A 26420-nucleotide genomic window follows, 5' to 3' on the forward strand; every position below is an offset into this window, starting at 1 on the left:
AAAGGAAATTAAAAAGGAGTTAAGCCTATGATTAGAAAAATTGAAAACAAAACTCAGGGTTTTGAGACCAGAGACGGAGCTGGGGTAAGACTTGTTCGTGTTTTGGGTAACGGGACTAAAGATATATACGATCCAATTTTGATGTTGGATTCTTTTGATACAGAAAATTATGACGATTACAAGGGAGGTTTTCCTGAACATCCTCACAGGGGGATTGAAACGATTTCATATTTAAAGCACGGCCGCATGCTTCACAGGGACAGCATGGGTTTTGAGGACGAGATTACAGACGGCCAGGTCCAATGGATGACCACTGGGTCGGGAATCTTGCACGAAGAGATGTTGCCAGAATCAGACAGGATGCTGGGAGTTCAACTCTGGTTAAATCTGCCGCAAAAACTAAAGATGGTAAAGCCCCATTATCAGCCGCTAAAAGACTTGCCAAGAGTCGAGGGCCAGGGCTTTAATGTGGATATTATTTCAGGTTCATACAAGGGAACCGATGGATATCAGGCGCCAAATCATCCATTAACATTTTATGCTATTGAATTTACAGACGAGGCTGAATTTAATTTGGGCGTTGAAGAAGATGATGTGGTAATTTTATTTACACTTTTGGGATCAGTAGACCTTGACGGAGAAATTTTAGAAGAAAAAACTGCAGCTACCTTATCCAAGGGAGACAAGGTCAGCTTTACAGGTAAAAAAGGCGACATAGTTTTACTTTTAAAATCCATCCGCCTGGACGAAAAAGTTGCCTGGGGTGGACCAATCGTGATGAACTCCATGGATGAAATCTATCAGGCCTTCAAGGAATTAAGAGAAGGGACCTTTATTAAATAATTTTAAAAAAATTTAATTTTTGCCATAAAAAAGTGACTGGAAATGTATCCAGTCACTTTCGTTTTTTTATTTACTTTTGATGACCAAGAGGTCGTCAGACACGCCATTTAAAATTCTATTTCTGTAGGAAATAGCCGCTGGGCTGTCCTTTGTCCAAAGCTGGTCGAACCACTCGACCATGGGCGCCTTATCATATTCTAAAGGCATGAGCTCTATATAAAGACCATTGATTTCCTTGGAATAAATTGCATGGGCAGATTTTTCCTGAGATACTTTTGTGTAGAGGCCATTTCCTCCGCCTTTTACACTATTCATGCCGCTGGCACCGTTGTTTACAAGGACCTGGTCTTCCCATTCGAAGATGACCTGGCTGCAGGTGTGGGTGCAGAGGACAGCATCAATGTTTTTCTTTTGGCAAAAGTCCTTGAGCTCTATTTGCCTGTCTTCGTCCACCAATCTCGACTTGTCGTTGTCCCAGCCGGCAACGGATTTTTCGTCACCGTGGATAATTAAAAATCTCAGCCCATAGTTTTCAATTATAAAAGCCTTGGGCCTATCTTTTAAAAATGCCTTAAGGTCCTTGTGGCCTACAAATATGGTCTTTAATTCTTTGTGGATTTGGTTGGACCTTTCGACTGATGCATCAGATGCAAAAGTCGGATAAGCACAACCGCAGCCAGCACCGATATCGTCGTTCCTTCTGAGCTCGCATTCAACATTGCCGACAATTTTTAAATCGTCTGAAATTTTTTCCTCTACATATAAAAAGTCCTCGTAATCTTTGTCAAACCAATGGATATCTCCGTTTAAAATCATCTTGGCTGACAGCGATTTTTGTATTGCCTTGAGCTCATCAAGGGCAAAGCGGTTGCCGTAAAGTCCGCCCACTACAAGCATGGGCTGGTCATTTAATTTTATTTCTACAAAGTCTTCATCGATTAAGTGGTAGTCGATGGGACAAGTTCTACCTGCTATCATCTTAGCGGTCCTTGTAGCAATCTGTGCAGGTGGATGGGAAGATAAAGCTGGCTAGTATATATAGGCCAAAGCAGATTAACGAACCGTAGAGGTTTACACCGAGGAGCATGGCGCTATCGCCTGTGCCAATTGCAAAGGATTCTGGAATTAATTTAAAGGTATAGAGGATACCGATGATCATACCAGACCAGAAGGACAGGTGGAAGCCTGCCTTGGTCGGTTTAAAGATTCCGTGCAAGAGGAAAATTGGTGCCAGACCAATGACCATGGTGCCGGAAATTGTGGTAGCAGCCAAGATATTTGTACCAAATAAAGTTGGGATGTTACCGATAATTGCAAATAAAATAATAATTAATTTTCCAAGTTTAAAGGCTTTTTCTTCGCTTATGTCTCTTTTTAAAAAGTGTGGAACGTCCACAGCCAAAAGTTTTGAAAGTGCTGAAAATGAAGAGTCAAGGGTTGAACCAGCAGAGGTCATCATTACGATTGACATAAATAAAAGCATGAGCTGACCGATTTGACCGGCAACTTGAACTGGGATATTGCTTGTTAGTGGCAGGCCCTCAAGTTTAGAATAAACGCCGACCAGTGAGAATAAAACGATTACTATAAAGCCACCGATACCTGAAATGAAGAAGGCCTTTAGCATTTTCTTTTCATCTGTTAGGAAGGCCCTGTCTGTTAAAACTGGGTCGTGGAAGGGGTAGGAGAAAATTTGTATAAAGGATACAAGAATCAAGTCAACTCCGTGTTCCAAAGTCCAAATGCCGCTTGATAGGTATTCTCCAAAAGGTCTCTTTGGCAGTATAACCCCAAGGGCAATGATGATAAAAATTACAAAAATAATTGTCTGCACAAAGTCTGTAATAATTGCAGATCTCATGCCGCCCTTAACCGAATAGATTGCAGTAATTGCGGTAAAGAGAATAGCAGCGACTATAAAAGATGTTGATCCGCTGGCGCCAAAGTATTCGCCAACAACTGTTGTGTTTGACCAAACTTCATTGAATAGTCTAATGAAAATTGCCAGTGAGAAAAATGCAGCAGCTGCAGCCCCATAATTTTGTGTGAGAAAGGGAACCAGGCCCTTGGCTTGATAATTTTTTCTCAAACGGTAGATCATAAGCCCTCCCAGAGGAATGCAGAGCCAGTAAACTCCGTAGGCAACACCGCCTACAATCCCATATTTTGCGCCGAGGTTGGCAGCGTTTGTAACGGATTTTGCAAAAATCCATGATATAAAGGTGCTGGCTGTGAGCATTGCAAGAGAAGTTTCCTTACCCTTGTCGTCAACGCCGTGGAAAAAACCAGCGAAGTTAACTGTTTTTGGTGAAATAACAAAAACTAAAATTGCATATAAGACCAAAAAAATCCATGTACTCATAAGTACCTCCTAAAATATTATTACGAGTCTATTATAGCATAGTGATTTATATAAATGATAAGTTTTTAGAGATAAAAAGCCCTTATAAGAATTTCTAATAAGTGTAAGCTGCCTTATAGTTTTTATCTATAGCTATAAGTAGATTTTATCAAAAATGGGTAAGAAATTAGTGGAGGCAATATGAAAGACAGATATAAAAATGGAATTTTTTCTTATAAAGACCTCCTGCCAATAAAAGCTGGCCACACTTTATCTTTGAGCCTATCAAAGAGGAACGACATAAATATTTACCTCTTTGGCCTGGCCAAGGGGACGGATATTAGTGAGGAGCTTTATGACAATATGAGTCTTTATATAAACTTGGACGGGTCTATTAGGATTGGCGACCACAAACTTTCGGCCGACCAGGCGTTTTTTTCTGACGACCTAAATTCTTACGCGATTTTTGCAGATGAGGATTCTTATTTGCTGGAAATTTCTTATAATAAAAAGGAGGACAAGATGTTAAAATTAGAAAATATGGGACAGGTTTTTTCACTCAAGGATGTAATTACTTATTTAGACGGGGGGATTTCAAATTACGATGTATTCTCACGTGATGATTTAAAGATTGTCTTAATGGCTTTTGATGCAGGCGAGGGACTCACTCCCCACACAGCACCTGGCGATGCACTTATCTTTGCCCTGGAAGGCGAAGCAGACATGGAAGTTGGAGATGAAATTCACAGGATCAAGGCAGGAGAGCAAATTGTTTTCCCTAAGGGCGTCCGTCACAATGTAACAGCAGTGACGAAATTTAAAATGGCCCTGATACTTGTAAAATAATCAGAGTTAAGATTATGAGGATATACAGACCAAAATTGGAGGACCTATGGTTTAGGCAAGAGATGATGGAAGACCAGGCAACCATGTCCTACAATCACGCTTACGGTGGAACGATTCCCTTTCCAAAAGATAAGTGGGAAGAGTGGTACAATCGCTATATGTTTGACGACAGTAAATTTTATGCCTATATTAAAGACGAGGATAATAATTTTGTTGGCAGCATGTCTTACCGCTATGATGAGGAAGATAAAATTAATAAGGTCTCCATACTTATCCATGCCAAATACCGGGGCAAGGGCTACGGTGACTTTGCTTTAAAAAGTCTTTGTGAAACGGCTAAGTCAAAAGGAGTTAAAGAGCTTTACGATGACATTGCAATTGACAATCCATCTATAAAATTATTTTTAAAAAACGGCTTTGTCGAAGACTACAGGACCGATGAATATATCATGGTCAAAAAAGTCTTGTAGGTTAAGATTTATAAAATGTCTGATAAAGAAAATTAAAATGAAAAAAATCGCCATGTAAAATTTGCATGCAGAAAAAATCATGACTTAGAATTTATATGTAAAAGATTTTTGTGATTGATAAATAACAATCAAATAATTTTTGCCAACAAAAAACCAAGGGGTGGAGGATTCCACTTGCCTTGGTTTTATTTTTATGAATTTAATTTTATAATTTTGGTTTAGCTTCGTAGCTGGTGTGGAGGAGTTCGTGGGCTAGTGGGCCGCCAACTTCTCCCAGATAGTCTTCGTAGAGTTTTTTAACTTGTGGATTTTCGTGAGATTTTCTCAAGTGCTTGCCCTCGTCAATTGAGTAGATGCCTTCAGCCCTTCTCTTTAGAACTGAGATGTCTCCGTGGTGGTAAGGCTGTCCGCCGCCGCCAATACATCCGCCTGGGCAGGCCATGACTTCTATGGCGTCAAATTTTTCTTCGCCGCTTCTAACTTTGTTTAAAAGTTTTCTGGTATTGCCCAGTCCGTTTGCAACTGCAATTCTCACGTCGCGGTCGCCAATTCTAACTGTGGTTTCCTTGATGCCGTCAAAGCCTCTGAGAGCTGTAAACTCAAGTGCCTGTAGTTCTTGGCCGGTGATGGTTTCATAAGCAGTCCTAACTGTCGCTTCGATAACTCCGCCTGTGGCTCCGAAAATTGCACCTGCACCTGTGGATTCGCCGAGCGGATTGTCGAACTCTTGGTCTTCGAGTCCAACAAAGTCTATGCCAGCTTCTTTGATCATGGCTGCAAGTTCACGAGTTGTAATTACTATATCAACATCTGAGTGACCATTTTTTTCTAATTCAGGACGGGCTGATTCAAATTTTTTGGCCACGCATGGCATAACTGAAACTACGCACATATTTTCTGGTTTTACATTAAGCTTCTCGCATAAATATGATTTGGCAACGGCCCCGAACATTTCGTGTGGGCTCTTGCATGAGCTTGGAATATCAATCATGTCTGAGAATTGTTGTTCCATGAAGTTAACCCAGCCTGGGCAGCAGGAGGTTAAGATTGGAAGTTTGTCAGCCTTCATTCTATTTACAAATTCGTTTGCCTCTTCGACTATTGTAAGGTCGGCTGCAAAGTTGGTATCAAAGACCATATCAAAGCCGAGTTTTTTGAGGGCTGCAACCATTTTTCCCGTAACGACAGTGCCCGGCTCCATACCAAACATTTCTCCAATGGCAACACGGGTTGCAGGAGCGGTTTGTACGACAACCAGTTTGTCGGAATTTAATTCGTCCCAAACTTTTGTTACATTTGAAACTTCAGTCAGAGCTCCTGTTGGGCAAACGCTTACGCATTGGCCGCAGAAGGTACAAGTGGTTTCAAACATAGACCTGTTAAAGGTCGAGCCAACGTGGGTGTAAAAACCGCGGCCGACTTCTGCCAGGGCGCCGACTGTTTGCACTTCATTACACATGGTTTCACAACGCCTGCAAAGTATGCACTTGTTTGGATCGCGGACAATTGAGTAAGAGTCCTTATCAATTGGCAGCTGACGCATTTCACCAGTGTATGGGATTTCGCGGACGCCAAGATCGTGTGCAAGGGATTGCAATTGACAATCCAAGTTTTTTGCACATGTTAAACATGAATTTGGATGGTCGGATAGCAGTAGTTCTACAATGGCCCTCCTAGATTTAACAGCGCGGGGTGAATCGGTTTTGATATCCATACCCTCTTTAACTGGAGTTGCACAAGCTGGGAACATCTTGCCGGACTTTAAGTCTTCGACAACACATACCCTGCAGGATGCAAGTTTATTTAAAAACTTTATATCGTGTAAGTCCAAGTGACAGAGAGTTGGAATTTTTATATTTATTTGATTTGCAGCTTGTAGGATTGTCGTTCCCTTTGGAACTGAAAGCTCAATATCATTTATTTTAAAATTAATCATTAACTGACCTCCTATTCGAATACTATTGCATCTACTGGACAAGAAGCCATACATTCGCCACATTTAATGCACTTGTCTTGATTAATTACGTGCTTCTTCCTTGCTTCACCTGCGATACATGAAACAGGGCAGGCCCTCGCACACTTGCGGCAGCCAATACACTTGTCGGTGATCATGTAGTGCATGAGGCCCTTACATCTGTGGGCTGGACAAGTTTTATTTTCGCCAATGTGGGCATTGTATTCGTCTTTAAAGTATTTGATGGTGGATAGAATTGGGTTTGGACTTGATTGGCCTAGACCGCATAGACTTGTGTCGACAACAATATGTGAAAGCTCTTCGAGTTTCTTGATTGTCTCTTCGTCGCCCCTACCTTCAGTTAAATCTGTGAGGAGTTCAAAGAGTCTCTTGTTACCGATCCTGCATGGTGTGCACTTGCCGCATGATTCGTCTACGGAAAATTCCAAGAAAAACCTGGCAACGTCGACCATACAATCGTCTTCGTCCATTACAACCATACCGCCAGAGCCCATGATCGATCCGATTTTCTTTAGCGATTCAAAATCGCAGCCGGTATCAAAGAGGTCTGTTGGTATACATCCGCCGGATGGTCCACCGGTTTGAACGGCCTTGGCCTTTTTGCCGTTTTGAATGCCTTGGCCAATGTCGTAAACAATTTCATTTATAGTCGTACCCATAGGAACTTCAACCAAGCCTGAGTGAGCAATCTTACCTACAAGGGCAAAGACCTTTGTGCCTGGAGAATCCTTGGTACCAATTGATGTAAACCAATCTGCACCCTTGTTAATAATTTGTGCAATATTGGCAAAGGTTTCTACGTTATTTATAACGGTTGGCTTGCCCCAAAGTCCGCGTTCAGTTGTGCGGAATTCTTTGTTCCTAGGCATGCCGCGTTTGCCTTCGATTGATTCCATCAGAGCAGTACCTTCGCCACAAACAAAGGCTCCAGCACCCAGTCTTAATTCAATGGTAAATGAGAAATCGCTTCCCATAATATTTTCACCAAGGAGATTCATCTCTTCAGCTTCTTTAATTGCGTGCTTCAAAGCTTCGACTGCCTTTGGATATTCGGCACGCACATAGATAAATCCATGGTCAGATCCAACGGCGAGCCCTGCTATGGCCATTCCTTCAAGGACACTGTGTGGATCGTATTCCAAGACAGACCTATCCATAAAGGCACCTGGGTCGCCTTCGTCAGCATTGCAGATTATATATTTTTGTCCTTCCGGTTGAACAAAAGCAGCTTCCCATTTTCTTCCAGTTGGGAAACCTGCACCACCGCGTCCGCGCAAGTTGGATTTTTTTATTTCGTCAATAATTTCTTCTTTAGTTAACTCGTTTAGGCATTTTTCTAGGGCGAAATATCCATCGCGAGCTATGTATTCCTCAGTTGATCTAGGGTCTATTACTTGACAGTTTCTAAGTACGATTCTTTTTTGCTTTTCATAAAAGTCGCCTTTAAGTTTAATATCTTCTCCATCTACGATGTACTTTTCTGGATCCAGTCTATCGATTAGCTTTGGAAGAGTTTCCTTTTTTATAGATAATAATTTTTCTTTATTCATTTGCACCTTCCTCCGCATCAAATAGTATTTGGTGAACCTTGTTGGTGTCTACAAATGGAACGTTTGTGCCGTCTACTGTAACGACAGGAGCGTCGCCGCATTCGCCAACACATCTGGTTTCTATAATTGAGAAAAGTCCATCAGCAGTTGTAGAACCAGCTTTTACGTTAAGGGTCTTGCAAAATTCATCTAGGAGTTTGTCAGCACCCTTTACATAGCAGGCTGTGCCCATGCAAACGCAAATTTCGTGTTTGCCCTTAGGTTCAAAGGTAAATTGTGAATAAAAACTTGCAACCCCATAAATTTCACTGGAAGGTTTTTCAAGTTCAAGGGCCATATAGTCAACGATTTCTTCTGGTATGTAGCCGAAAATTCTTTGTGCCTCTTGGAGGACCGGCATTATAGCACCAGGAGTATCCTTGTTGTTTTGGACAAATTTATTGAACTCATCAAACTTGTCCTTATCTTTTTTTAAACAAAAACTCATTTAAATCTCCTTTCAAAATGTAATCCTAATCACATTATATAATTAGTTGCTCACTTTGTCAAGGTAAAACGTACAATCATTAAAAACTTTTACCCTCAAATATAAATAAAAAAACTTATCATTTTACTTTGCTTTTTTGATGGCCATGGTCTATAATTATTCTATACAATAAATTCTTAAGGAGGATTTACAATGAAAAAAAGATTTTTATTAATAATTGCCATGCTTATGGCTTTTACAATTTGCCTTAAGGCAGATGAAGGCAAGGAAGCAGTTAGTACTTACCAAGCCTTTATCCTTGACGGAGAAAAAGTTGAAATTGCAGGTTATTTAATTGAAGGAAATAATTATTTTAAATTACGTGACATGGCTGCAATTTTATCAAACACAGATAGGAAATTTAATGTTGAATACGAAAAAGGTCAAATTAAAATTAAGACCAATGAATCCTATAAAAAATTGCCAACAGACCTACAAGTGGCAAAAGATGAAAAGCTAAGAGCTAGTATGGTAACCAACAAGGTTCTCTTTGACAACGGGGTAGCAGAGAAACTTGTCGACTTGGATGCTGCCCTTATAAAACAAAATAATTATGTAAAGTTGCGGGACCTGGGAAAATATATTGGCTTTGAAGTTGGCTATGACAAGAAAACACAAGATATTATTGTAAATACCAAGTCTGACAAAAACAAAAAAGAAGAAATGACAGAGAAAAAAGCAGATGATAAGACTGAGCAAATTAAAGCTCTAAAAGTTTTGGCTATGAATGGGCCAACAGCTATGAGTCTGGCTCCTTTAAAGGATGTCTTGGGAGAAAATTTAATTATTTCTGCATCTATTCAAGAGCAGATCGCAGCCCTTAAGAAAAATCAAGGTGATATTTATATTATCCCATCAAATTTATATGCTAAGCTCAGAAATTCTGGTGAAAACATAAAGGCCTTGTCTTCAAATGCGGGTCTTGTTGTAGACTTACTTGGCATGAATGAATTGAAATCAGTTGAAGAGCTTAAGGGTAAAACCCTGGCCATTATGGGCAGGGGAGCTATTCCTGAAATCATTTTGAGAAAGCTTTTGGAAGTGAACGGCTTAACAATTAAGGATATCAATTTAATTTATTTGGGTAGCCCAGAGGAAGCAGCTCCAATTCTAAAGAAAAACAAGGAAGCTTATGTTTTGGTTCCTCAGCCATTTGCGACGGTTTTACCAGCTAAGATTAAGGGATTAAAATCCGCTTTGGATATTGACAAGGAATGGAAGGATAAAAAATTACCAGAAATTATCACAGCTCTTGTAGTTGTTAAAGAACCAGTATATAAGGAAAAACAAGATGCTATCGACGCATTTGTTAAGGCCTACAAGGATGGGGTAGACAAACTACTTGCAGGTCCAAAGGATTACTCCAAAACAATTGAAGAAATTATGGGACTCAAGGCTCCAATTGCTGAAAAAGCCCTAGGAAAAATCAAATATATAGACCTACAAGGAAAAGATTTAACCAAGGCCCTTGATGATTTCTTCTCAATCTTGCTAGAAAATAACGCAGAATTAATTGGCGGAAAATTACCTATACATGAGTAAGAATATAAAAAAGATAATAGGAGCCGCAGGCCTTGTAAGTATATGGGCTATAGCGGCTCTTCTTATTGATGATGAAATAATTTTGCCATCAATTTATAGGGTGGGTCAAAGAATAGCTTTTATGGCCAAGGAGACCATGCTGGTAAATCCTATACTGACAACGACTTATAGGGTGCTTCTGGGGATTTTTTATTCTTTAATTTCAGCAAGCCTTTTGGCCTACATTTCCTACAAATTTTCTTTGGAAGATTATTTATCTCCCCTCTTGTCCTTTATGAGGGCGATTCCTGCGATTAGCATGGTCTTAATTGTTTTGTTTTTTACCAACAAAAACGCCCTCTCAATGATTGTTATATTTTTTGTATGCTTTCCTATTATTTATGAAAATGTTTTAAATGGACTAAAGTCAATCCCAAAAGAAAAAATTGAGTTGGCGGAAATCTTTGATTTAAAATCGTCAAAAATTTTTGAATACATTGAGCTTCCTGCCATTATAAAGTCGATTTTGTTTGCGCTTACAATTGCCTTTGGCCTGGCCTTTAAGGCGGGGGCGACTGCAGAGGTCATTGCTGGAGCGGCAGGAGGCTTGGGCGACCTGCTTTATATGGCCAAGCTATCTTTTGAGATGGCCGACCTTCTCGCTGTGACTTTTATAATAATCATTTTGTCCTTTGCCTTTGAAACCCTGGCTAAATATTTATATAAAATCTTTGGTGAAAAATATGCTTAAATTAAACTTAAAAGAAAAAGCCTTTGACGGCAAGCTAATATTATCCGACTTGCAAATCGAAATAAAAAATGGTGAAATTTTTCATATAATAGGTCAGTCAGGGATTGGCAAGACCACTCTTATGAGGATCCTGATGGGGGTGGACCGGGACTTTGAAGGCGAATTTGAAAATAATTTTTCCTCCATGGCCGCCACTTATCCAGAACGAGTTTTTATGGGCGGAATTTCGGTTTTGAATGAAATTAAAATTTTCACCGGCAAAACAAGGGAAGAAATAAAAAGTGCTCTGGAATTTTTAAATATGGTCGATGCTAAGGACAAAAAGGCCAGCGAATTATCGACGGGCATGAGGTCCAGGGCTTCTATTATACGGGCCATGTTAAAAGATGTGGACATAGTTTTCTTGGACGAGCCGCTTTTGGGCCTGGACCCCAAGACCAAGGACTTGACTATTGATTTTATCAAAGATCATAGCAATGGCAAGGCCATTGTATATACTGGCGATCAAATTTTCACCAATGAAAATCGGCTTTGTCTGCAGGAAAACAATTAATTTATAAAAGGTGTTTATAATTTTCTCAACTGGGGTAGATATTAATCGTAAGGAAAACAAACATTATTAGATAATAAAGATCTCAAGGAGGAAATTATGATCGAATTAATCAAATTACCATATTCATACGAAGCACTAGAACCAGTTATCGGAAGAGAAACTGTTGAAACACACCACGACAAACACCACCAATCATATGTTGATAACCTAAACAAACTTATCGAAGGTACAGACCTTGCTGATATGTGTGTTGAAGAAATTCTAAAGGACTTAGACAAGGCTCCAGCAGACAAAAAGCAAGCTATCATCAACAACGGTGGCGGCGTTTACAACCACAACCTATATTGGGAAGAATTAATTCCTGGCGGAGCAAATGAACCAACAGGAGCTTTAAAAGAAGCTATCGACAAGGCATTCGGTTCATTTGAAAAATTCAAAGAAGAATTTGAAAACGCTGGTAAATCACAATTTGGTAGCGGTTGGGCATGGCTAGTAAAAGATGGCGATGCAGTTAAAATCGTAAAGACTGCTAACCAAGATTCACCAATTTCTCAAGGCCTCACACCACTTCTAGCAAACGACGTTTGGGAACACGCATATTATCTTGACTACAAGAACAAACGCGCAGCTTACCTCACAGAATTCTGGAAGATTGTAAACTGGGATAAGGTTGCTGAAAGATTCTAGGATAAATTAAATAATTATTTAAGGTCGCAAATGAGCTTGCGACCTTTTTTTTATTTATAAAACGTGTTATAATGTTCATATATATAGGAGGAGATATGGAATATACCCTTACTGCTACCTGTCACTTTGGTGTGGAGGCAGTTTTAAAAAGAGAAATTACAGATTTGGGTTTAAAAATAAAATCCACTACAGACGGCCGAGTTGAATTTTACGGCCAAGCCGAGGATATTTTTAGGGCCAATCTTTTTTTAAGGACCGCCGAAAGAGTTTTTGTAAATCTAATTGAATTTGAAGCTTTTACCTTTGAAGATCTCTATCAAGGGATTTTTGCATTTCCATGGGCGGATCTTTTGGAGGAGGACGCCAACTTTATAATTAACGGCAGGTCATACAAGTCAAAATTATTCTCTATCTCCGATTGTCAAAGGGTGACAGAGCGGGCTATTATCGACAAGCTAAATCTGTCTTACAATAAATCTTATTATGAAAAAACTGGCAAGATTTATTCCTTTGAAATTTCAATGCTAAACGACCAGGCGACTTTGTACTTAAACACATCTGGCCCTGGCCTTCACAAGCGGGGCTACAGAAAAAAACAAGGGGCAGCGCCCATCAAGGAAACTTTGGCCTCTGCCATGATTCAGTTGTCAGTTTGGAATCCCGATAGGGAACTTTTGGATCCCTTTACAGGTTCGGGCACCATTCCAATTGAAGCGGCCATGATTGCAAAAAATATTCCATCAGGAATTTTAAGAAGATTTGACTGCGAGCATTTTTCTTTTATGAATGAAGTTGATTTTAAAGCTATCAGAGACCAGGCCTTTGCAAATATAAATCAGGACCGCCAGATTAATATCAAGGGAAGCGATTACGACCGCAATATGATTATGACTGCACGGGAAAACGCTGCAAGCCTCAAGCTGGACGATATATTTTTCTTTACAAAAGAAGTTAGAAAAATCGAGGACCTGGGTGAATATGGGGTTATTATTACAAATCCACCCTACGGGATCAGGCTCTCGGACGAGACCTTAGACAGGACTTATGAGAATTTTAATTCGCTAATAGAGAGTATTCCTACTTGGTCGATCTATATGATTACAGATTACGACATTAAAGATGTTATAAATAGAGAGATAAACAAGAATAGAAAATTATACAACGGCAAAATCAAGACCTACTTTTATACAATGCTAGGCCCAAGGCCGCCGAGGGAGGACCATGTTTAATTTAATTAATTTGGAAAACAATGTAGAAATATTGGATCTTATCCCCGACTGGATTAAAATCACTAGCATATCGGGTGTGGTTTTGTATGCCAACAAGCCCCTTAGAAACAAATTGGGCTTTAATCCTCAGGGAATGAGGATAGGCACGCTTTTAAATTCAACTGCAGCTGGACTTTTCAGGGAAGAGCTGGCTGAAGAAGATTTTAAGGGAGAAGATTTGCCTCGGTCAGATGTATTTTTTGAAGGCAGGCACTACAACAAATTGTCCTCGCCTATTACAGATGACGAGGGGACAATCTATGCCATAGTAGATATTTATAGGGACGAAACCGATCGCAAGCATATGGAACGCAAGATGTCTATGACAAACGAGATGATGAAGAGGGATCTGGAATTTACCAAGACCATTCAAGAGTCGATACTGCCTAAGCAAAGTCAATTTGGACATTTGAAGGTGGATTATCTATACAATCCTTGTGAGCAGCTAAGCGGAGATATCTTTGACGTAATAGCTACTGGTAAGAACAAGGTCTCAGCTTACATTTGCGACGTGAGCGGTCACGGGGTTCCTGCAGCTATGATTACGGTTTTTGTCCGTGAGACCATGCGGAATATGGAAAACTTTTATTCCTCAGCCCACGATCTTAAGGAACTTCACAGGAGGTTTTTAAATCTCAGGCTGGATATAAACCACTACTTGACTATGTTTCACATTCTTATTGACACAGATGAAAACACGGTTTCATATTCAAATGCTGGCCACAATTGCCCTATGTTTTTGTATAGGGACGGGGGTGTGGAAATAATTTCCATCACCGGCAAGCCAGTTACAAATTATTTTGACGAAGTCAACTACGATGAAAAGATTGCAGAATTTAAGCCAGGTGACAAGATCCTACTTATTACGGACGGAATCACCGAGTGCAGGAATATAAATGGAGAAGAATTCGGAGAGGAGAGAGTTAGGGACTTATTTCAAAAAAATCCAGATAATATTCTAAAGGCCATTGAAGAAGCGGTTTATGAATTTTCTGGAAATGATAAATTTGACGATATGTGCGCCCTACTGATTGATTATGAGACTAGATAAGTTTTTAAAAGAATCGAGAATTATAAAGAGACGGACTGTTTCCAAGGAGGCTATCTTAAACGGAGCCATCAAACTAAATGGCCTGGAGCCAAAGCCAGGAACAGAGGTAAAGGTTGGAGACGTTATAAGTTTTCAGACGCCAAGGCAGCTTATGGAATTTGAAGTTGTTGGCTTGGACAAGGAATCTGGATATGTGAGGTCGAAATGAAGGTTAAAAAAATGGCAAACGCTGTGTTTACAGGGATTTTGGTTTTGGTCCTGCTCTTTGCAGGTCTAAATCACTTTAAGGTTCGCAGCGAAATCAATAAATTAAGAGTGGTAGAGCGTGAGCTGGACCAAAGGTCTATGGAATTAAATGACAAACTCAAGTCGCTTAATTACGATTTGGAAAATTCAAATACTTATGAGTTTATAGAGAAGGCAGCTCGCAAGCAAGGTATGATAAAGCCAAGGGAGATTATTGTCTACGACTTGGATAAGGATAAAAAATAGGAGGACTTATGGAACTAAGAATATTGTTAAATGATTTTAAAGAGTACGACGGCAAAGAAGTGGTTGTGGAGGGTTGGATTAGAAACCTTCGCGATTCAAAAAATATTATGTTTATTGAGCTCAGTGATGGAACGGATTTTAGAAACGTTCAAGTAGTTGTGGATGCTGATCTTTCAAATTATGATGAAATCAAAAGGCAATCTTTAAGCGCCAGCATTAGCGTACGCGGTTTAGTGAAGTTAACTCCTGAGATGAAACAGCCATTTGAAATTGCGGCTAAAGAAATTACAGTCCTTGGAGAAAGCGACCCAGACTATCCACTGCAAAAGAAACGCCACTCCAAAGAATACATGAGAACTATTGCCCACTTAAGACCAAGGGCAAATCTATATAAGGCAGTATTTAGGGTTAGGAGCGTGCTTTCATTTGCCATCCATCAATTCTTCCAAGAACGTGGCTTCGTTTATGCACACACACCAATCCTATCCGCTTTTGATGGAGAGGGCGCAGGCGAAATCTTCCACGTAACAAGCATGGATTTAAATAATTTACCAAAGACTGACGAGGGCAAGGTAGATTTTTCCAAAGACTTCTTTAACAAGGGAGTAAACTTGGCAGTAACTGGCCAACTCGAAGGCGAATGTATGGCCCATGCCTTTAGAAATATTTATACTTTTGGACCAACTTTTAGGGCTGACCATTCAAACACAAGGGCTCACGCAGCAGAGTTTTGGATGATTGAACCTGAAATGGCCTTCTGTGACCTCTCAGGAAACATGGATGTGGCAGAAGCCATGATGAAGTACATTATCAAATATACACTTGACAAGTGCCCAGAAGAAATGGCCTTCTTTGACCAATTTGTTGAAAAGGGCCTACTTGACAAGCTAAACAAGATTGTAAACTCAGAATTTAAAAGACTTACCTATACAGAAGCTATTGATATCCTACAAAAATCCGGCGTAGAATTCGAAGCCTATCCAGAATGGGGCGACGACCTTGGCCGTGAACACGAAAGATACTTGGCAGAAGATGTATTTGACGGCCCAGTATTTTTAACCGACTATCCAAAGGAAATCAAGGCCTTCTACATGAAGTTAAACGAAGACAAAAAGACTGTTGCAGCTTGTGACTTGCTTGTCCCAGGCATCGGAGAAATCATTGGCGGCAGCCAAAGGGAAGAAAACTTTGAAGTTTTAGAGCAAAAGATGAAAGACTTTAACCTCTGCCCAGACGATTACTACTGGTATTTGGAACTTAGAAAGTACGGCACAACAGTCCACAGCGGATACGGACTTGGTTTTGAGAGAATGGTCATGTATATGACAGGCGTTGACAACATCAGAGACGTTCTCCCATTCCCAAGAACAGTTGGCGTTTGCGAATTTTAGGAGATAAAAATGGAATACAATCATTTACAGATAGAAAAGAAATGGCAAGATATTTGGGATGAGAAAAAAGTTTTTGAACCTTCAGATGACTTCTCAAAACCAAAATATTATATTTTAATAGAATTCCCTTATCCATCAGGAGAAGGCCTCCACGTTGGTCATCCAAGGTCATACACAGCCCTTGACATAGTTGCAAGGGTCAAACGTATGCAGGGTTACAATGTGCTTTTCCCAATCGGCTTTGACGCTTTTGGTCTGCCGACCGAACGCTACGCCATCAAGCACCACGTGGACCCAAAGGAAGTTTCCAAGAAAAATATTGCAAACTTTACCAAGCAATTGAAGTCACTCGGAATTAGTTTTTGTTGGGACAGAAAGGTAACCACCTGCGAGCCAGATTATTATAAGTGGACCCAATGGATTTTTAAACGCATGTTTGAAAATGATTTGGCTTACAAAAAAGGCATGACCATTAACTGGTGCCCAGATTGTAAGATTGGCCTTGCCAATGAAGAAGTTGTGGATGGTTGCTGCGAAAGATGCGGCCACCCAGTTGAACACAGGGACAAAAACCAATGGATGCTGGCTATTACCAAATACGCAGACAGACTTGTCGACGGTTTGGACACAGTAGATTTTCCTGATCGGGTAAAATCTCAACAAAAAAATTGGATTGGCAGATCTTACGGGGCTGAAATTGATTTTAAAACTACAAATAATGAAACCCTAAGAGTTTATACAACCAGACCTGATACAATTTTTGGGGCGACCTTTATGGTTATCAGCCCTGAACATGGTTTCTTGAATGATAATAAAGATATTAAAAATATGGACGAGATCAAAGCCTACCAAGCTGAGGCCAAACGCAAGTCCGATTTTGAAAGGGCAGAGCTCAACAAAGACAAGACTGGCGTTTTAATAGACGGGGTCAAGGCCATTAATCCATTTACCGGCAAGGAAATTCCAATTTTCGTTGCCGACTATGTGCTCATGACTTATGGCACAGGCGCCATTATGTCAGTGCCTGCTCACGATACCAGGGACTACGACTTTGCCAAAAAATTTGGCGTGGAAATAATTCCAGTTATCGAAGGCGGAGATATAGAAGAAGGTCCTTATATTGAGTCGGGCGTTTCAAAACTCATTAACTCAGGCGAATTTACAGGTCTCACTTCAGATGAGGCCAAGGAAGCCATTATTAAAAAGATTGAAGCAGAAGGCATTGGCGAAAGAAAGACCAACTTTAAATTAAGGGACTGGGTCTTTAGCCGTCAAAGATATTGGGGAGAACCAATTCCTGTTGTAAATGTGGACGGCAAGTGGGAAGCAATCGATGATAGCGACCTGCCACTTACCCTGCCTGAAGTTCAAAATTATGAGCCAAATGACGAAGGCGAAAGCCCTCTTGCAGATATAGATAGCTTTGTGAATACCACTTGGCACGGAAAAGCCGCTAAACGCGAGACAGATACCATGCCAAACTGGGCGGGTTCATCTTGGTATTATCTAAGATACATTGACCCACACAACGACAAGGCTTTGGCCGATATGGAAAAATTAAAATACTGGTTGCCAGTTGACTGGTACAATGGAGGTATGGAACATACAACCCTCCACTTACTCTACTCCAGATTCTGGCACAAGTTCCTCTATGATATTGGCGTTGTGCCAACTGAAGAGCCTTATCAAAGAAGGACCAGTCACGGTATGATTCTGGGCGATAACGGCGAAAAGATGAGTAAGTCCAGAGGCAATGTTGAAAATCCAAATGAATATGTAGAAAAATTTGGCGCTGACGCCCTGAGATTATACGAAATGTTTATGGGCGACTATGAACAAGTAGCCGCTTGGTCAAAAGATGGCCCAAAAAATCTTAGAAAATTTATTGAACGCGTAATCAGACTTGAAAACATGATGATAGATGGAGACATTCGTGAAGACATGCGGACAATTTTCCACCAATCCATCAAGAAGGTCACCTACGATTACCTAAATATGAAATACAACACAGCTATTGCTCAGCTAATGACTTTGGTAAATGAAATCTATCTGAAGGAAAGCGTGACAAGAGGAGAATACAAGGTCCTCTTGCAATTATTAAATCCAGTTATCCCTCATATTACAGAAGAGCTCTACCAAAGAATGGGTAACGACAAGATGATTTTGGAAGAAAAATGGCCAGAATACGTCGAAGAATACACAGTTGAAAATGTAATTGAAATACCTGTTCAATTTAACGGTAAGGTCCAAGCCACAGTCAAGATTAAACGCGACTGCGACAAGGACGAGGCCTTAGAAATTGCAAAGACAGATGCCTTTATAGCTGAAAAACTCCAAGGCAAGACAATCGTAAAAGAAATTTACGTTCCAAATAAAATTATTAACCTGGTTGTGAAATAATATGAGATTAGAAGTTAAACCTGTAATAGAAGATTATGTAAAATTTACTACCATGGCTATGTTTAAAGAGCCACAAACCAAGAGGTCAATGTGGCTTCAAACCGCAATGCTACCTATAATTGCCATGCTCCTAACCCTTTTGGCCAAGCCAATCAACTGGCTAAATGTAGTAGTAGCGGCTGGCTTGTCAGCCTTGTGGATCTTTATCTATCCAAAATTATTTAAAAGAATGATTAGAAAGAGAATTGAAAACGCCTTTAAGTCAAGGGTCATTAATAACGAAAGTTTCCTCATGCCCTATGTGGTTGAAAAGGTCGAAGGCGGCCTCAAGGCCACCAGGAATGGCGAGGAGTTTACGGCCCTTTATGACTGCTTGGACATGTATGAGTCAGACGATGACCACCTGCTCTTAACAGGCGGTGGCTTTGACTTTATCATCCCAAGAAGGATTTTTGATAGCCAGGCAGATTTTGAAAATTTTAAAGAACAAATCGACTTTGCAATTCAAGTTGCAATCAAGAAGCAGTAGGTGAATATGTTTAAATCTATTATTTTAGCAGCAGGAGAAGGCACTAGGATGCGGTCAAAAAAATCCAAGGTCCTCCACGAAATTGCGGGCAAGCCTTTGATTAAGCACGTCCTTGATTCGGTGAGCCATGCTGGTTTTGATAAGACCATTACAGTCCTGGGGAAAAATTACGACCAGGCAAAGGAAATTGTTGAGGCGGCTGGTAGTGAAATCGTCATCCAAGAAGTGGGCCCAGGCAAGCCCTATGGAACGGGTTATGCGGTCAAACTTTGCAAGGACTTTGTAAATGAGGACGACGACCTCCTGGTTATCTATGGAGATACGCCACTCATTGACAGCGATACAATCAAAGAATATTTTCTTTACCACAAGGAAAATAAAAATGACATTACAGTTTTGTCGGCAGTTTTGGATGATCCAAAGGAATACGGTCGCATAGTTCGCAAGGATGGAGAGTTCGAAGCCATTGTCGAGTACAAGGAGATGGAAGAGGGACTTTCGTATACCAATGAAATTAATTCAGGCATCTACCTCTACACTGGCAAGGCTTTCTTGGATACCATCGACAAGATTGACGACAACAATAAAAAGAAAGAATACATGTTAACAGATACCATTCACATAGCCAAGGACATGGGCTACAAGGTGGATTCATATATAAGCGACAACACAGACATAGTGCTGGGAGTTAACGACCGCGAGGACTTGCTTCTTTGCGAAAGAGTCTTGGTGGCCAGGGAAAACAAAAAGCGTTTAAAAGCTGGAGTTATGATCCACAATCCTGAGACAACTTACATCGACCCTCAGGCTATTATCGAAGAGGATGTTGAGCTTTGGGGTTTTGTAAAAATTATTGGCGCTTGCGAAATTAAATCCGGCACAGTTATTTACAACAGCATGATAAAAGATATGAAAATCGGCCACGACTGCACTTTAAAAAATGTGGACATGGAAGACTCGATTATTGGCAACAATGTAAGCTTCGGGCCCTTTGCAAGGGTTAGACCGGGTTCAAATGTCGAAGACAATGTCAAAGTTGGCAACTTTGTTGAAATAAAAAATTCCAATTTTGGCCAAGGTTCCAAGGCCGGCCATCTTGCTTATATTGGCGACGCTGATGTGGGCGCGGATGTAAATATTGGTTGCGGAGTGGTTTTTGCAAACTACGACGGAAAAAACAAACACAGGACGACAGTTGAGGACAAGGCATTTATCGGTTCCAATTCGACTCTTGTGGCACCTGTTAAGGTGGGTGAAAATGCTTTTATCGCAGCGGGAACTGTTGCGACAAAGGATACAGATGATTTCGCTTTAAAAATTGAAAGAAGCGAAGAGAGAGAAATCAAAGATTGGGTTATAAAAAGAGGACTCAAAAAGTAGGTGGAGGTAAAAATGAGTATTTATAAGGGGATTAAAATTTTAACTGGCAATTCCAACAGAGAATTGGTTAAAAACATTGCATCAAGACTTGGCTTAGACCTTGCCAATTGTGATGTAACAACATTTTCAGACGGAGAAATCAATGTTGAAATTAATGAAACAGTAAGGGGTGCTGACGTATTTATTATTCAGCCAACTCACGCACCTGTTAATGACAACTTGATGGAGCTATTAATTATGATTGACGCCTGCCACAGGGCAAGTGCTGGCAGGATAAATGCAGTTATTCCTTACTATGGCTACGCTAGACAAGACCGCAAGACCAGACCTAGGGAACCAATCACAGCTAAGCTTGTAGCAAATTTACTTGAAAAAGCAGGAGCAGACAGGGTTGTTCTTATGGACTTGCACGCTGGACAAATTCAAGGTTACTTTGACGTACCAGTTGATCACTTGTCAGCTATTAGAATTTTGGCTAGATATTTTAAGGACAAGGTCGATGAAAATTCTGTTGTAGTAAGTCCTGACTTGGGCGGTGTAACTAGGGCAAGAGAATTTGCAAATTACTTAAATCTCCCAATCGCTATTATAGAAAAGAGAAGACCAAAACCAAACGTCTCAGAAGTTATGAATATTATCGGTGACATTGAAGGCAAGACTTGTATTTTGGTTGACGATATTATCGACACAGCAGGAACCATTTGCCAGGCAGCCAAAAAGCTTGAAGAACTCGGCGCCACAAAAGTTTATGGGGCAGCCAGCCACGGTGTATTAAGTGGTCCAGCTATTGAAAGAATTATGGATTCATGTCTGGAAGAGTTTGTAATTACAGATTCAATTCCCCTACCAGACCTACCACAAGTTAGAGAAAAAATCAAAGTTGTTTCTGTTGCAGAACTCTTTGCAAGGGCCATTAGGATTATCCACGACAACGATTCCATAGCCACAATTTTTGACTAATGAAAATAATAATTGGCTTGGGTAATCCCGGCAGGCAGTACGAGGATACCAGACACAATGCTGGCTTTATGGTTGTGGATAAGTTTGCTGACAAACACGGGGTCGACATTTCAAAGGCAAGATTTAACGCTCTCTTGGGCGAGGTCTTTGTAAATGGAGAGAAAGTTGTTTTGGTCAAGCCCATGACCTATATGAATAACAGCGGCCAGGCTGTGGGAGAGGTTTTAAATTTCTACAAGCCCGACTTGGAAGATATAATAGTTGTGGTTGATGATATAGAAATTGAGCTTGGTATGCTTAGGATTCGTGCGAAAAATGGCAAGGGAACCCACAATGGCCTAAAGAGCATCTATGCACATTTAAAGACAGATGATTATGCAAAGATGAAATTGGGCGTTGGAAAATTTAAAAGAGATATGGATCTGGCTGATTTCGTTTTGGCTCGCCCATCAAAAGAGGACGATGAGATTATTGACGATTTAATCGACAGGGCGGTCGAGGCCTTGGACGAATTTACAGCCAGTCCAATAGACATAGTTATGAATAAATTTAACGGATCGGTGTTGGAAAAGTAAATGAAGGTACTGGAAAAACTTTTACACGATAAGAATATTAAAAATCTAATTGAGTCCATTGGGAGTAATTCAAATGGGCTCTTTTGTGGTGTAAGTGAAGAAGTTTTTCCAAACCTCTTATACATATTGGACAAAAAATCTTATTTTGTAATTATGCCCACAGAAAAAAAGGCCATGGACCTGGCAAAAACTTTGGACATGTACAAGTTAAACGCCGATTACCTACCGCCACGCGACAAGGTTTATTATAATTTAAAAATTATAAATGACGAGAACATGAACGACCGTTTGCGGATCATCAGGTCGCTCATATATGACCAAGTGGACTTTGTTGTCATGAGTCTCTCGACCTTTTTGGATGAAAATCTAAGGGTGGATACTTACAAAAAACATATTATAAAATTCGAGCCTGGCAAGGTTTTTGATTTGGAAGAATTGTTTAGCTCTTTTACTGAAAGCGGCTACAAGAGAGTCAGCTCCATAGAAACCAAGGGGGAATTTTCCTTTAGGGGAGGAATACTTGACGTCTTTCCACCGAGCAGCGAGGAAATTTTTCGGGTGGAATTTTTTGACGACGAAGTCGATACCATAAGAAAGGTTGACCCTGAGACTAGGTTATCGACCGATTTTATTGATGCCTGTGAAATTTTTCCAGCCCTTGAAATAATTCTTGACGATGAAGATAAAAACAAAATAAAAAAACAAATGGAAGATGAAATCTCTGGGAAAAATCCAGAGGACACTATTAAGTTTAAGGGCCTAATAGAAGGACTTGAAGAGGGCCTCCAAGGCGAGCGAGAAATATTTTTTGCTTATTTGGACGCTGACAAGAGGTCCTATATATATGAAGACTTCAAGAGGCCAGTAATTTTTTACGACCCGGTCTATGCCCACAAGGAATACAAGAGCAAGAATGAATTCTTTGACTTTGAATACAAAAATCTCTTTGAATCGGGCGAGGTTTTAAATGCTGGCCCAATTGAAAATAGGCCAGAAGATTTTTATAGTCTAAATCTAAATGCGACCTACATTCAGTACATGAACCAAGAACTCCCACTTGATCTTAAGGCGGTCGAGATAAATTTACGAGACGGGCAAAGATATTCCAGGGACTATTTGGAATTATTTAAAGATGCGGCCGACCTTAGAGACAGTGGCTATGATGTCAGCCTAGTTGGGTCTGACAAGGCTAAGTACGACGCCTTGATTGAAGCGGCTGAAGACTTAGGGATAAGATACAGTGGCCAAGAAGACGACGAGGAAAATATTAAAATTTATTTGGCCGCCTTAAAAAATGGTTTTATAAATGAAGATATTAAGCTGGCTGTTTTTGGCGATTTAAATATTTTTGGCGCTTCCAATAAAGGACGAAAAAAAGCCAAAAAGAAATCGTCCAAGCACAGGCTCCAAGATATTTCCAAGGGCGACTATGTCATCCACGAGGAACATGGGATTGGCGTTTACAATGGAGTAGCCACTCTTGAAATCAAGGAAGTCAAAAAAGATTATCTGGAAATTCTCTACAAGGGATCGGATAAATTATATGTACCAGTTGAAAATATAAATTTAATCGACAAATACATGTCCAAGGAAGGGGCCAAGCCAAAAATCTACGGCCTCTATTCTGCCCAATGGAAAAACACAAAATTAAAGAGCAAGAAGGCCATTGACGAAATGGCTCGTGAGCTTATCGATCTTTATGCTAAACGTACAAGTGAAATCGGCTACCAGTTCTCCAAGGACACTCCTTGGCAAAGGGACTTTGAAGACGCCTTTAAATACGACGAGGCAGATGGCCAGCTGATAACGGCCAGCCAAATAAAAGAGGATATGGAGTCGCCTCATCCAATGGACAGGTTGCTTTTGGGTGACGTCGGTTACGGGAAAACCGAAGTTGCCTTTAGGGCTGTCTTTAAAGCGATTATGGATGGCAAACAGGTGGCCATGCTGGCGCCTACAACCTTGCTTGCCGAGCAGCACACGCAAACGGCAATGGAAAGGTTTAAATCTTTTCCAATTAGAATTGGAAATTTAAGTCGCTTTAGGACTAGCAAGCAAATTAAATTGACTCTTGAAGAATTGGCGGCCGGCAATATTGATTTTGTAATTGGAACTCATAGATTGTTGTCTAAAGACGTTCACTTTAAAGATCTGGGCCTTCTGGTAATTGACGAAGAGCAAAGGTTCGGTGTCAAGCACAAGGAAAAAATCAAGGAGATGAGCCAGGGGGTTGACGTTTTGACCTTATCGGCTACGCCTATACCGCGGACTCTGTCCATGAGTTTGTCGGGCATCAGGTCCTTGTCTGTAATAGAAGATCCGCCGCAAAATCGCTTGCCAGTACAAACTTATGTGGCCCAGTACAATGATTCGATTATTCGGTCGGCCATCTTGCGTGAGCTAAATCGGGGCGGTCAAGTTTACTTTTTATATAACGACGTAAAAAGCCAAGCTCGTATGTTGGAAAATTTGCAAGAGCTTGTGCCTGAAGCGAGTATTCAAATTGCTAATGGCCAAATGCCAGAACGTCAATTGGAAGACATATTTATTAAATTTAAAGAAAAAGAATACGATGTCTTAATCACATCGACCATCATAGAGACGGGCATGGACATACAAAATGCCAACACCCTTATAGTCTACGAGGCCGACAGGCTTGGACTCTCCACACTTTATCAGCTGCGAGGCCGCGTTGGTAGGAGCGAAAAACTTGCCTATGCTTATTTCACTTACAAGGACGAATCAGTTTTAAATGAAAAAGCCATCAAGAGGCTCATGGCCATGAAAGAATTTACAGATTTCGGTAGCGGTTACAAGATTGCCATGCGGGACTTGGAACTCAGGGGAGCCGGCAATGTTTTGGGCCTCAAGCAAAGTGGCCACATGATGGAAATAGGCTATGAACTCTATATGAAATATTTAAATTTGGCGGTCAAGGAAATCAAGGGCGAAGAAATTATCGAAGAGATCAACACCAAGGTCGACTTGGAAGTTGAATCCGCTCTGCCAGAAAATTATTTGGACGATGCTTTAATTAGGATGGAAATTTACAAGCGCATAGCCGTACTTTCTAGCCTAAAGGACATGGATGATTGGATTGATGAATTGGTCGACAGATATAACGAAGTACCGAAGTCACTTGAAAATTTGATGTATATTGGTATAATTAAAAATTGGGCGTCCAAAGTTTTCATAAAAAGTATTAGTCAAAAGGGCGAGTGGGTAAGAATAGAGTATGAACCGAGGATGCTCGAGAAGATTGACATGCAATCTTTTATGGAAAACTACAAGGATGACGCTGTCTTTGATAATGTAGTTCCGGTTTTAAGATTAAGAGTAGATAACCCCTTGAGGGATTTGATAAAGTTTATGAAAATTTCTTTTGAAGGATTGGAGGAAAAATGAAGAAGAAAATATTATTGATACTTGCCCTTGTCCTCTCCTTTGTCGGCTGCAAAAAGCCGCCTGAGGGAGCAGTGGCAGAAATAGATGGCAAGGTGATAAGCCAAGATGCCTATGATTTTGAATTTAAAAATTACAAAAATATTTACCAGTCCAATGCCGATGAGGAATTTTCAAAGCTGACCACAGACCAGGCTGAAAGCCAAGACCTAATTTTAAAAAAAGGCGTCTTGGAGCAATTAATTATGCGGGCGACCATTGAAAAGGAATATCAAAAAAATCATGAAGAAATCGATGAAAAAACCTTTGAAAAAGTCTTTGAAGCCAAGATAGAAGACCTGGGTGGCCACGATAATTACAATAAGTTTTTGGAAATGAATAAAATTGACGAAGAGTTTTTTAAGGCCAGCATTATAGAAAATATGATGGTCGACGCTATAAAGGCCGACTATAAAAAAGAATTTAGTCCCGCTGATGAGGACTTGAAGGCCTATTACGAAGACCACAAAGAACAACTTTATAGATACGATATCTCAATGATACTGACTGACACAAGCGACAATGCTTACAAGATTATGAGGTCGCATGATTCCTTTAGAAATTTGGCGATTTTAAATAGCAAGGACCCATTTTCAGCTGTAAATGGTGGAGAGCTCAAGGCTGTTGACCCCGTGGATTTGCCTGATGAATTGGTGGACTATGTAAAGAATGGTCCTGTTGGCGAATACGCAGATCCAATCGAAAGTCCAGAAGGCTTTTATGTCCTTAGAGTTGACAAGGTTTACAAGGACTATGACAGCCTGATTGAAGTCGTCAAAGAAAAGTTATTTGAAGAAGAATTCAAAAAACACTTGGAAGAATTAAGAGATTCCAACCATGTAAAAGTATATATGGACCTAAAATAATTAT

General features: G+C 40.3%; 24 protein-coding genes. 19 read left to right on the forward strand and 5 right to left on the reverse strand.

Going from position 1 to position 26420, the window contains the following annotated elements; translation table 11 throughout:
- The first annotated feature begins 27 nt into the window (after positions 1-27).
- Complete coding sequence (locus tag AC6FXG_RS04540) at positions 28-843, forward strand: pirin family protein (RefSeq protein WP_500571751.1); 816 nt, start codon at positions 28-30, stop codon at positions 841-843.
- Between the two features lie 66 nt (positions 844-909).
- Here AC6FXG_RS04540 and AC6FXG_RS04545 read toward each other — a convergent pair whose 3' ends face one another.
- Together AC6FXG_RS04545 and AC6FXG_RS04550 are read right to left on the reverse strand one after the other, a co-directional pair.
- Positions 910-1821 carry a hypothetical protein gene (locus tag AC6FXG_RS04545; RefSeq protein WP_500571752.1) on the reverse strand — a complete coding sequence of 304 codons (912 nt, stop codon included), beginning with the start codon at positions 1819-1821 and terminating at the stop codon, positions 910-912.
- Position 1822: 1 nt separating this feature from the next.
- Positions 1823-3205: a sodium:solute symporter family transporter gene (locus AC6FXG_RS04550; protein ID WP_500571753.1), complete on the reverse strand. Its 1383-nt coding sequence runs from the start codon at positions 3203-3205 to the stop codon at positions 1823-1825.
- A 180-nt stretch (positions 3206-3385) separates the two neighbouring features.
- Here AC6FXG_RS04550 and AC6FXG_RS04555 point away from each other — a divergent pair, with 180 nt between their 5' ends.
- Together AC6FXG_RS04555 and AC6FXG_RS04560 are read left to right on the forward strand one after the other, a co-directional pair.
- The gene (locus tag AC6FXG_RS04555; RefSeq protein ID WP_500571754.1) at positions 3386-4030 is read left to right on the forward strand and encodes a cupin domain-containing protein; all 645 of its coding nucleotides are present in this window, start codon (positions 3386-3388) and stop codon (positions 4028-4030) included.
- Positions 4031-4044: 14 nt separating this feature from the next.
- The gene (locus AC6FXG_RS04560) at positions 4045-4500 is read left to right on the forward strand and encodes a GNAT family N-acetyltransferase (protein ID WP_500571755.1); all 456 of its coding nucleotides are present in this window, start codon (positions 4045-4047) and stop codon (positions 4498-4500) included.
- A 205-nt stretch (positions 4501-4705) separates the two neighbouring features.
- On the opposite strand, the gene AC6FXG_RS04565 is transcribed toward AC6FXG_RS04560, so the two are convergent.
- Genes AC6FXG_RS04565 through AC6FXG_RS04575 form a run of 3 tightly spaced genes read right to left on the reverse strand, consistent with a single transcriptional unit; the run spans position 4706 to position 8512 of the window.
- Positions 4706-6436, reverse strand: a complete 1731-nt coding sequence (locus AC6FXG_RS04565) for an NADH-dependent [FeFe] hydrogenase, group A6 (protein WP_500571756.1) — start codon at positions 6434-6436, stop codon at positions 4706-4708.
- An 11-nt stretch (positions 6437-6447) separates the two neighbouring features.
- Entirely contained in the window at positions 6448-8025 is a 1578-nt protein-coding gene (locus tag AC6FXG_RS04570; RefSeq protein WP_500571757.1) for an NADH-ubiquinone oxidoreductase-F iron-sulfur binding region domain-containing protein, read from the reverse strand.
- Complete coding sequence (locus AC6FXG_RS04575; protein ID WP_500571758.1) at positions 8018-8512, reverse strand: NADH-quinone oxidoreductase subunit NuoE family protein; 495 nt, start codon at positions 8510-8512, stop codon at positions 8018-8020. The genes AC6FXG_RS04570 and AC6FXG_RS04575 overlap by 8 nt, the downstream gene beginning before the upstream one ends.
- A gap of 192 nt (positions 8513-8704) precedes the next feature.
- Here AC6FXG_RS04575 and AC6FXG_RS04580 point away from each other — a divergent pair, with 192 nt between their 5' ends.
- The 16 genes from AC6FXG_RS04580 to AC6FXG_RS04655 all read left to right on the forward strand — a co-directional run bounded on the left by AC6FXG_RS04580 (position 8705) and on the right by AC6FXG_RS04655 (position 26416).
- Positions 8705-10093, forward strand: coding sequence for an ABC transporter substrate-binding protein (locus tag AC6FXG_RS04580; protein ID WP_500571759.1), 1389 nt, complete (start codon positions 8705-8707; stop codon positions 10091-10093).
- Positions 10086-10823 carry an ABC transporter permease gene (locus tag AC6FXG_RS04585; RefSeq protein ID WP_296255840.1) on the forward strand — a complete coding sequence of 246 codons (738 nt, stop codon included), beginning with the start codon at positions 10086-10088 and terminating at the stop codon, positions 10821-10823. The genes AC6FXG_RS04580 and AC6FXG_RS04585 overlap by 8 nt, the downstream gene beginning before the upstream one ends.
- Positions 10816-11376: an ABC transporter ATP-binding protein gene (locus tag AC6FXG_RS04590; protein ID WP_500571760.1), complete on the forward strand. Its 561-nt coding sequence runs from the start codon at positions 10816-10818 to the stop codon at positions 11374-11376. The genes AC6FXG_RS04585 and AC6FXG_RS04590 overlap by 8 nt, the downstream gene beginning before the upstream one ends.
- A gap of 93 nt (positions 11377-11469) precedes the next feature.
- Positions 11470-12063: a superoxide dismutase gene (locus tag AC6FXG_RS04595; RefSeq protein WP_500571805.1), complete on the forward strand. Its 594-nt coding sequence runs from the start codon at positions 11470-11472 to the stop codon at positions 12061-12063.
- A gap of 95 nt (positions 12064-12158) precedes the next feature.
- A complete protein-coding gene (locus tag AC6FXG_RS04600; protein ID WP_500571761.1) occupies positions 12159-13292 on the forward strand; it encodes a THUMP domain-containing class I SAM-dependent RNA methyltransferase in 1134 nt (377 codons plus the stop codon).
- Positions 13285-14382, forward strand: a complete 1098-nt coding sequence (locus AC6FXG_RS04605) for a PP2C family protein-serine/threonine phosphatase (protein WP_500571762.1) — start codon at positions 13285-13287, stop codon at positions 14380-14382. Before AC6FXG_RS04600 ends, AC6FXG_RS04605 begins: the two co-directional genes overlap by 8 nt.
- Positions 14369-14590, forward strand: a complete 222-nt coding sequence (locus AC6FXG_RS04610; RefSeq protein ID WP_075574850.1) for a S4 domain-containing protein — start codon at positions 14369-14371, stop codon at positions 14588-14590. Before AC6FXG_RS04605 ends, AC6FXG_RS04610 begins: the two co-directional genes overlap by 14 nt.
- Entirely contained in the window at positions 14587-14874 is a 288-nt protein-coding gene (locus tag AC6FXG_RS04615; RefSeq protein ID WP_075574037.1) for an FtsB family cell division protein, read from the forward strand. Before AC6FXG_RS04610 ends, AC6FXG_RS04615 begins: the two co-directional genes overlap by 4 nt.
- Before the next feature lie 8 nt (positions 14875-14882).
- Positions 14883-16265 carry an asparagine--tRNA ligase gene (gene asnS, locus AC6FXG_RS04620; RefSeq protein ID WP_500571763.1) on the forward strand — a complete coding sequence of 461 codons (1383 nt, stop codon included), beginning with the start codon at positions 14883-14885 and terminating at the stop codon, positions 16263-16265.
- 9 nt (positions 16266-16274) lie between these two features.
- Positions 16275-18665, forward strand: coding sequence for a leucine--tRNA ligase (gene leuS / locus AC6FXG_RS04625; protein ID WP_500571764.1), 2391 nt, complete (start codon positions 16275-16277; stop codon positions 18663-18665).
- 1 nt (position 18666) lies between these two features.
- Entirely contained in the window at positions 18667-19194 is a 528-nt protein-coding gene (locus tag AC6FXG_RS04630; protein WP_500571765.1) for a hypothetical protein, read from the forward strand.
- A gap of 6 nt (positions 19195-19200) precedes the next feature.
- Complete coding sequence (glmU, locus tag AC6FXG_RS04635) at positions 19201-20574, forward strand: bifunctional UDP-N-acetylglucosamine diphosphorylase/glucosamine-1-phosphate N-acetyltransferase GlmU (RefSeq protein WP_500571766.1); 1374 nt, start codon at positions 19201-19203, stop codon at positions 20572-20574.
- A 12-nt stretch (positions 20575-20586) separates the two neighbouring features.
- On the forward strand, positions 20587-21534 hold the full coding sequence (locus AC6FXG_RS04640) for a ribose-phosphate diphosphokinase (RefSeq protein WP_500571767.1): 948 nt from the start codon (positions 20587-20589) through the stop codon (positions 21532-21534).
- Entirely contained in the window at positions 21534-22109 is a 576-nt protein-coding gene (pth, locus tag AC6FXG_RS04645; RefSeq protein WP_075574033.1) for an aminoacyl-tRNA hydrolase, read from the forward strand. Before AC6FXG_RS04640 ends, pth begins: the two co-directional genes overlap by 1 nt.
- Positions 22110-25514 (forward strand): transcription-repair coupling factor, encoded by a 3405-nt coding sequence (gene mfd, locus AC6FXG_RS04650; protein ID WP_500571768.1) that lies wholly within the window; start codon positions 22110-22112, stop codon positions 25512-25514.
- The gene (locus AC6FXG_RS04655; protein ID WP_500571769.1) at positions 25511-26416 is read left to right on the forward strand and encodes a SurA N-terminal domain-containing protein; all 906 of its coding nucleotides are present in this window, start codon (positions 25511-25513) and stop codon (positions 26414-26416) included. The genes mfd and AC6FXG_RS04655 overlap by 4 nt, the downstream gene beginning before the upstream one ends.
- Positions 26417-26420 lie beyond the last annotated feature (4 nt).

The sequence above is a fragment of the Ezakiella massiliensis genome, from assembly GCF_059862345.1.

Bases quoted from the DNA above. Each gene is read 5' to 3' on its own strand.
- AC6FXG_RS04550 (WP_500571753.1), bottom strand. From the start codon at position 3,205: ATGAGTACATGGATTTTTTTGGTCTTATATGCAATTTTAGTTTTTGTT.
- AC6FXG_RS04640 (WP_500571767.1), top strand. From the start codon at position 20,587: ATGAGTATTTATAAGGGGATTAAAATTTTAACTGGCAATTCCAACAGA.
- AC6FXG_RS04605 (WP_500571762.1), top strand. From the start codon at position 13,285: ATGTTTAATTTAATTAATTTGGAAAACAATGTAGAAATATTGGATCTT.
- AC6FXG_RS04610 (WP_075574850.1), top strand. From the start codon at position 14,369: ATGAGACTAGATAAGTTTTTAAAAGAATCGAGAATTATAAAGAGACGG.
- AC6FXG_RS04615 (WP_075574037.1), top strand. From the start codon at position 14,587: ATGAAGGTTAAAAAAATGGCAAACGCTGTGTTTACAGGGATTTTGGTT.
- AC6FXG_RS04565 (WP_500571756.1), bottom strand. From the start codon at position 6,436: ATGATTAATTTTAAAATAAATGATATTGAGCTTTCAGTTCCAAAGGGA.
- asnS (WP_500571763.1), top strand. From the start codon at position 14,883: ATGGAACTAAGAATATTGTTAAATGATTTTAAAGAGTACGACGGCAAA.
- AC6FXG_RS04630 (WP_500571765.1), top strand. From the start codon at position 18,667: ATGAGATTAGAAGTTAAACCTGTAATAGAAGATTATGTAAAATTTACT.
- AC6FXG_RS04570 (WP_500571757.1), bottom strand. From the start codon at position 8,025: ATGAATAAAGAAAAATTATTATCTATAAAAAAGGAAACTCTTCCAAAG.
- AC6FXG_RS04575 (WP_500571758.1), bottom strand. From the start codon at position 8,512: ATGAGTTTTTGTTTAAAAAAAGATAAGGACAAGTTTGATGAGTTCAAT.
- AC6FXG_RS04555 (WP_500571754.1), top strand. From the start codon at position 3,386: ATGAAAGACAGATATAAAAATGGAATTTTTTCTTATAAAGACCTCCTG.
- AC6FXG_RS04585 (WP_296255840.1), top strand. From the start codon at position 10,086: ATGAGTAAGAATATAAAAAAGATAATAGGAGCCGCAGGCCTTGTAAGT.
- AC6FXG_RS04540 (WP_500571751.1), top strand. From the start codon at position 28: ATGATTAGAAAAATTGAAAACAAAACTCAGGGTTTTGAGACCAGAGAC.
- AC6FXG_RS04600 (WP_500571761.1), top strand. From the start codon at position 12,159: ATGGAATATACCCTTACTGCTACCTGTCACTTTGGTGTGGAGGCAGTT.
- AC6FXG_RS04655 (WP_500571769.1), top strand. From the start codon at position 25,511: ATGAAGAAGAAAATATTATTGATACTTGCCCTTGTCCTCTCCTTTGTC.
- AC6FXG_RS04545 (WP_500571752.1), bottom strand. From the start codon at position 1,821: ATGATAGCAGGTAGAACTTGTCCCATCGACTACCACTTAATCGATGAA.
- leuS (WP_500571764.1), top strand. From the start codon at position 16,275: ATGGAATACAATCATTTACAGATAGAAAAGAAATGGCAAGATATTTGG.
- glmU (WP_500571766.1), top strand. From the start codon at position 19,201: ATGTTTAAATCTATTATTTTAGCAGCAGGAGAAGGCACTAGGATGCGG.
- AC6FXG_RS04560 (WP_500571755.1), top strand. From the start codon at position 4,045: ATGAGGATATACAGACCAAAATTGGAGGACCTATGGTTTAGGCAAGAG.
- AC6FXG_RS04580 (WP_500571759.1), top strand. From the start codon at position 8,705: ATGAAAAAAAGATTTTTATTAATAATTGCCATGCTTATGGCTTTTACA.
- AC6FXG_RS04590 (WP_500571760.1), top strand. From the start codon at position 10,816: ATGCTTAAATTAAACTTAAAAGAAAAAGCCTTTGACGGCAAGCTAATA.
- pth (WP_075574033.1), top strand. From the start codon at position 21,534: ATGAAAATAATAATTGGCTTGGGTAATCCCGGCAGGCAGTACGAGGAT.
- mfd (WP_500571768.1), top strand. From the start codon at position 22,110: ATGAAGGTACTGGAAAAACTTTTACACGATAAGAATATTAAAAATCTA.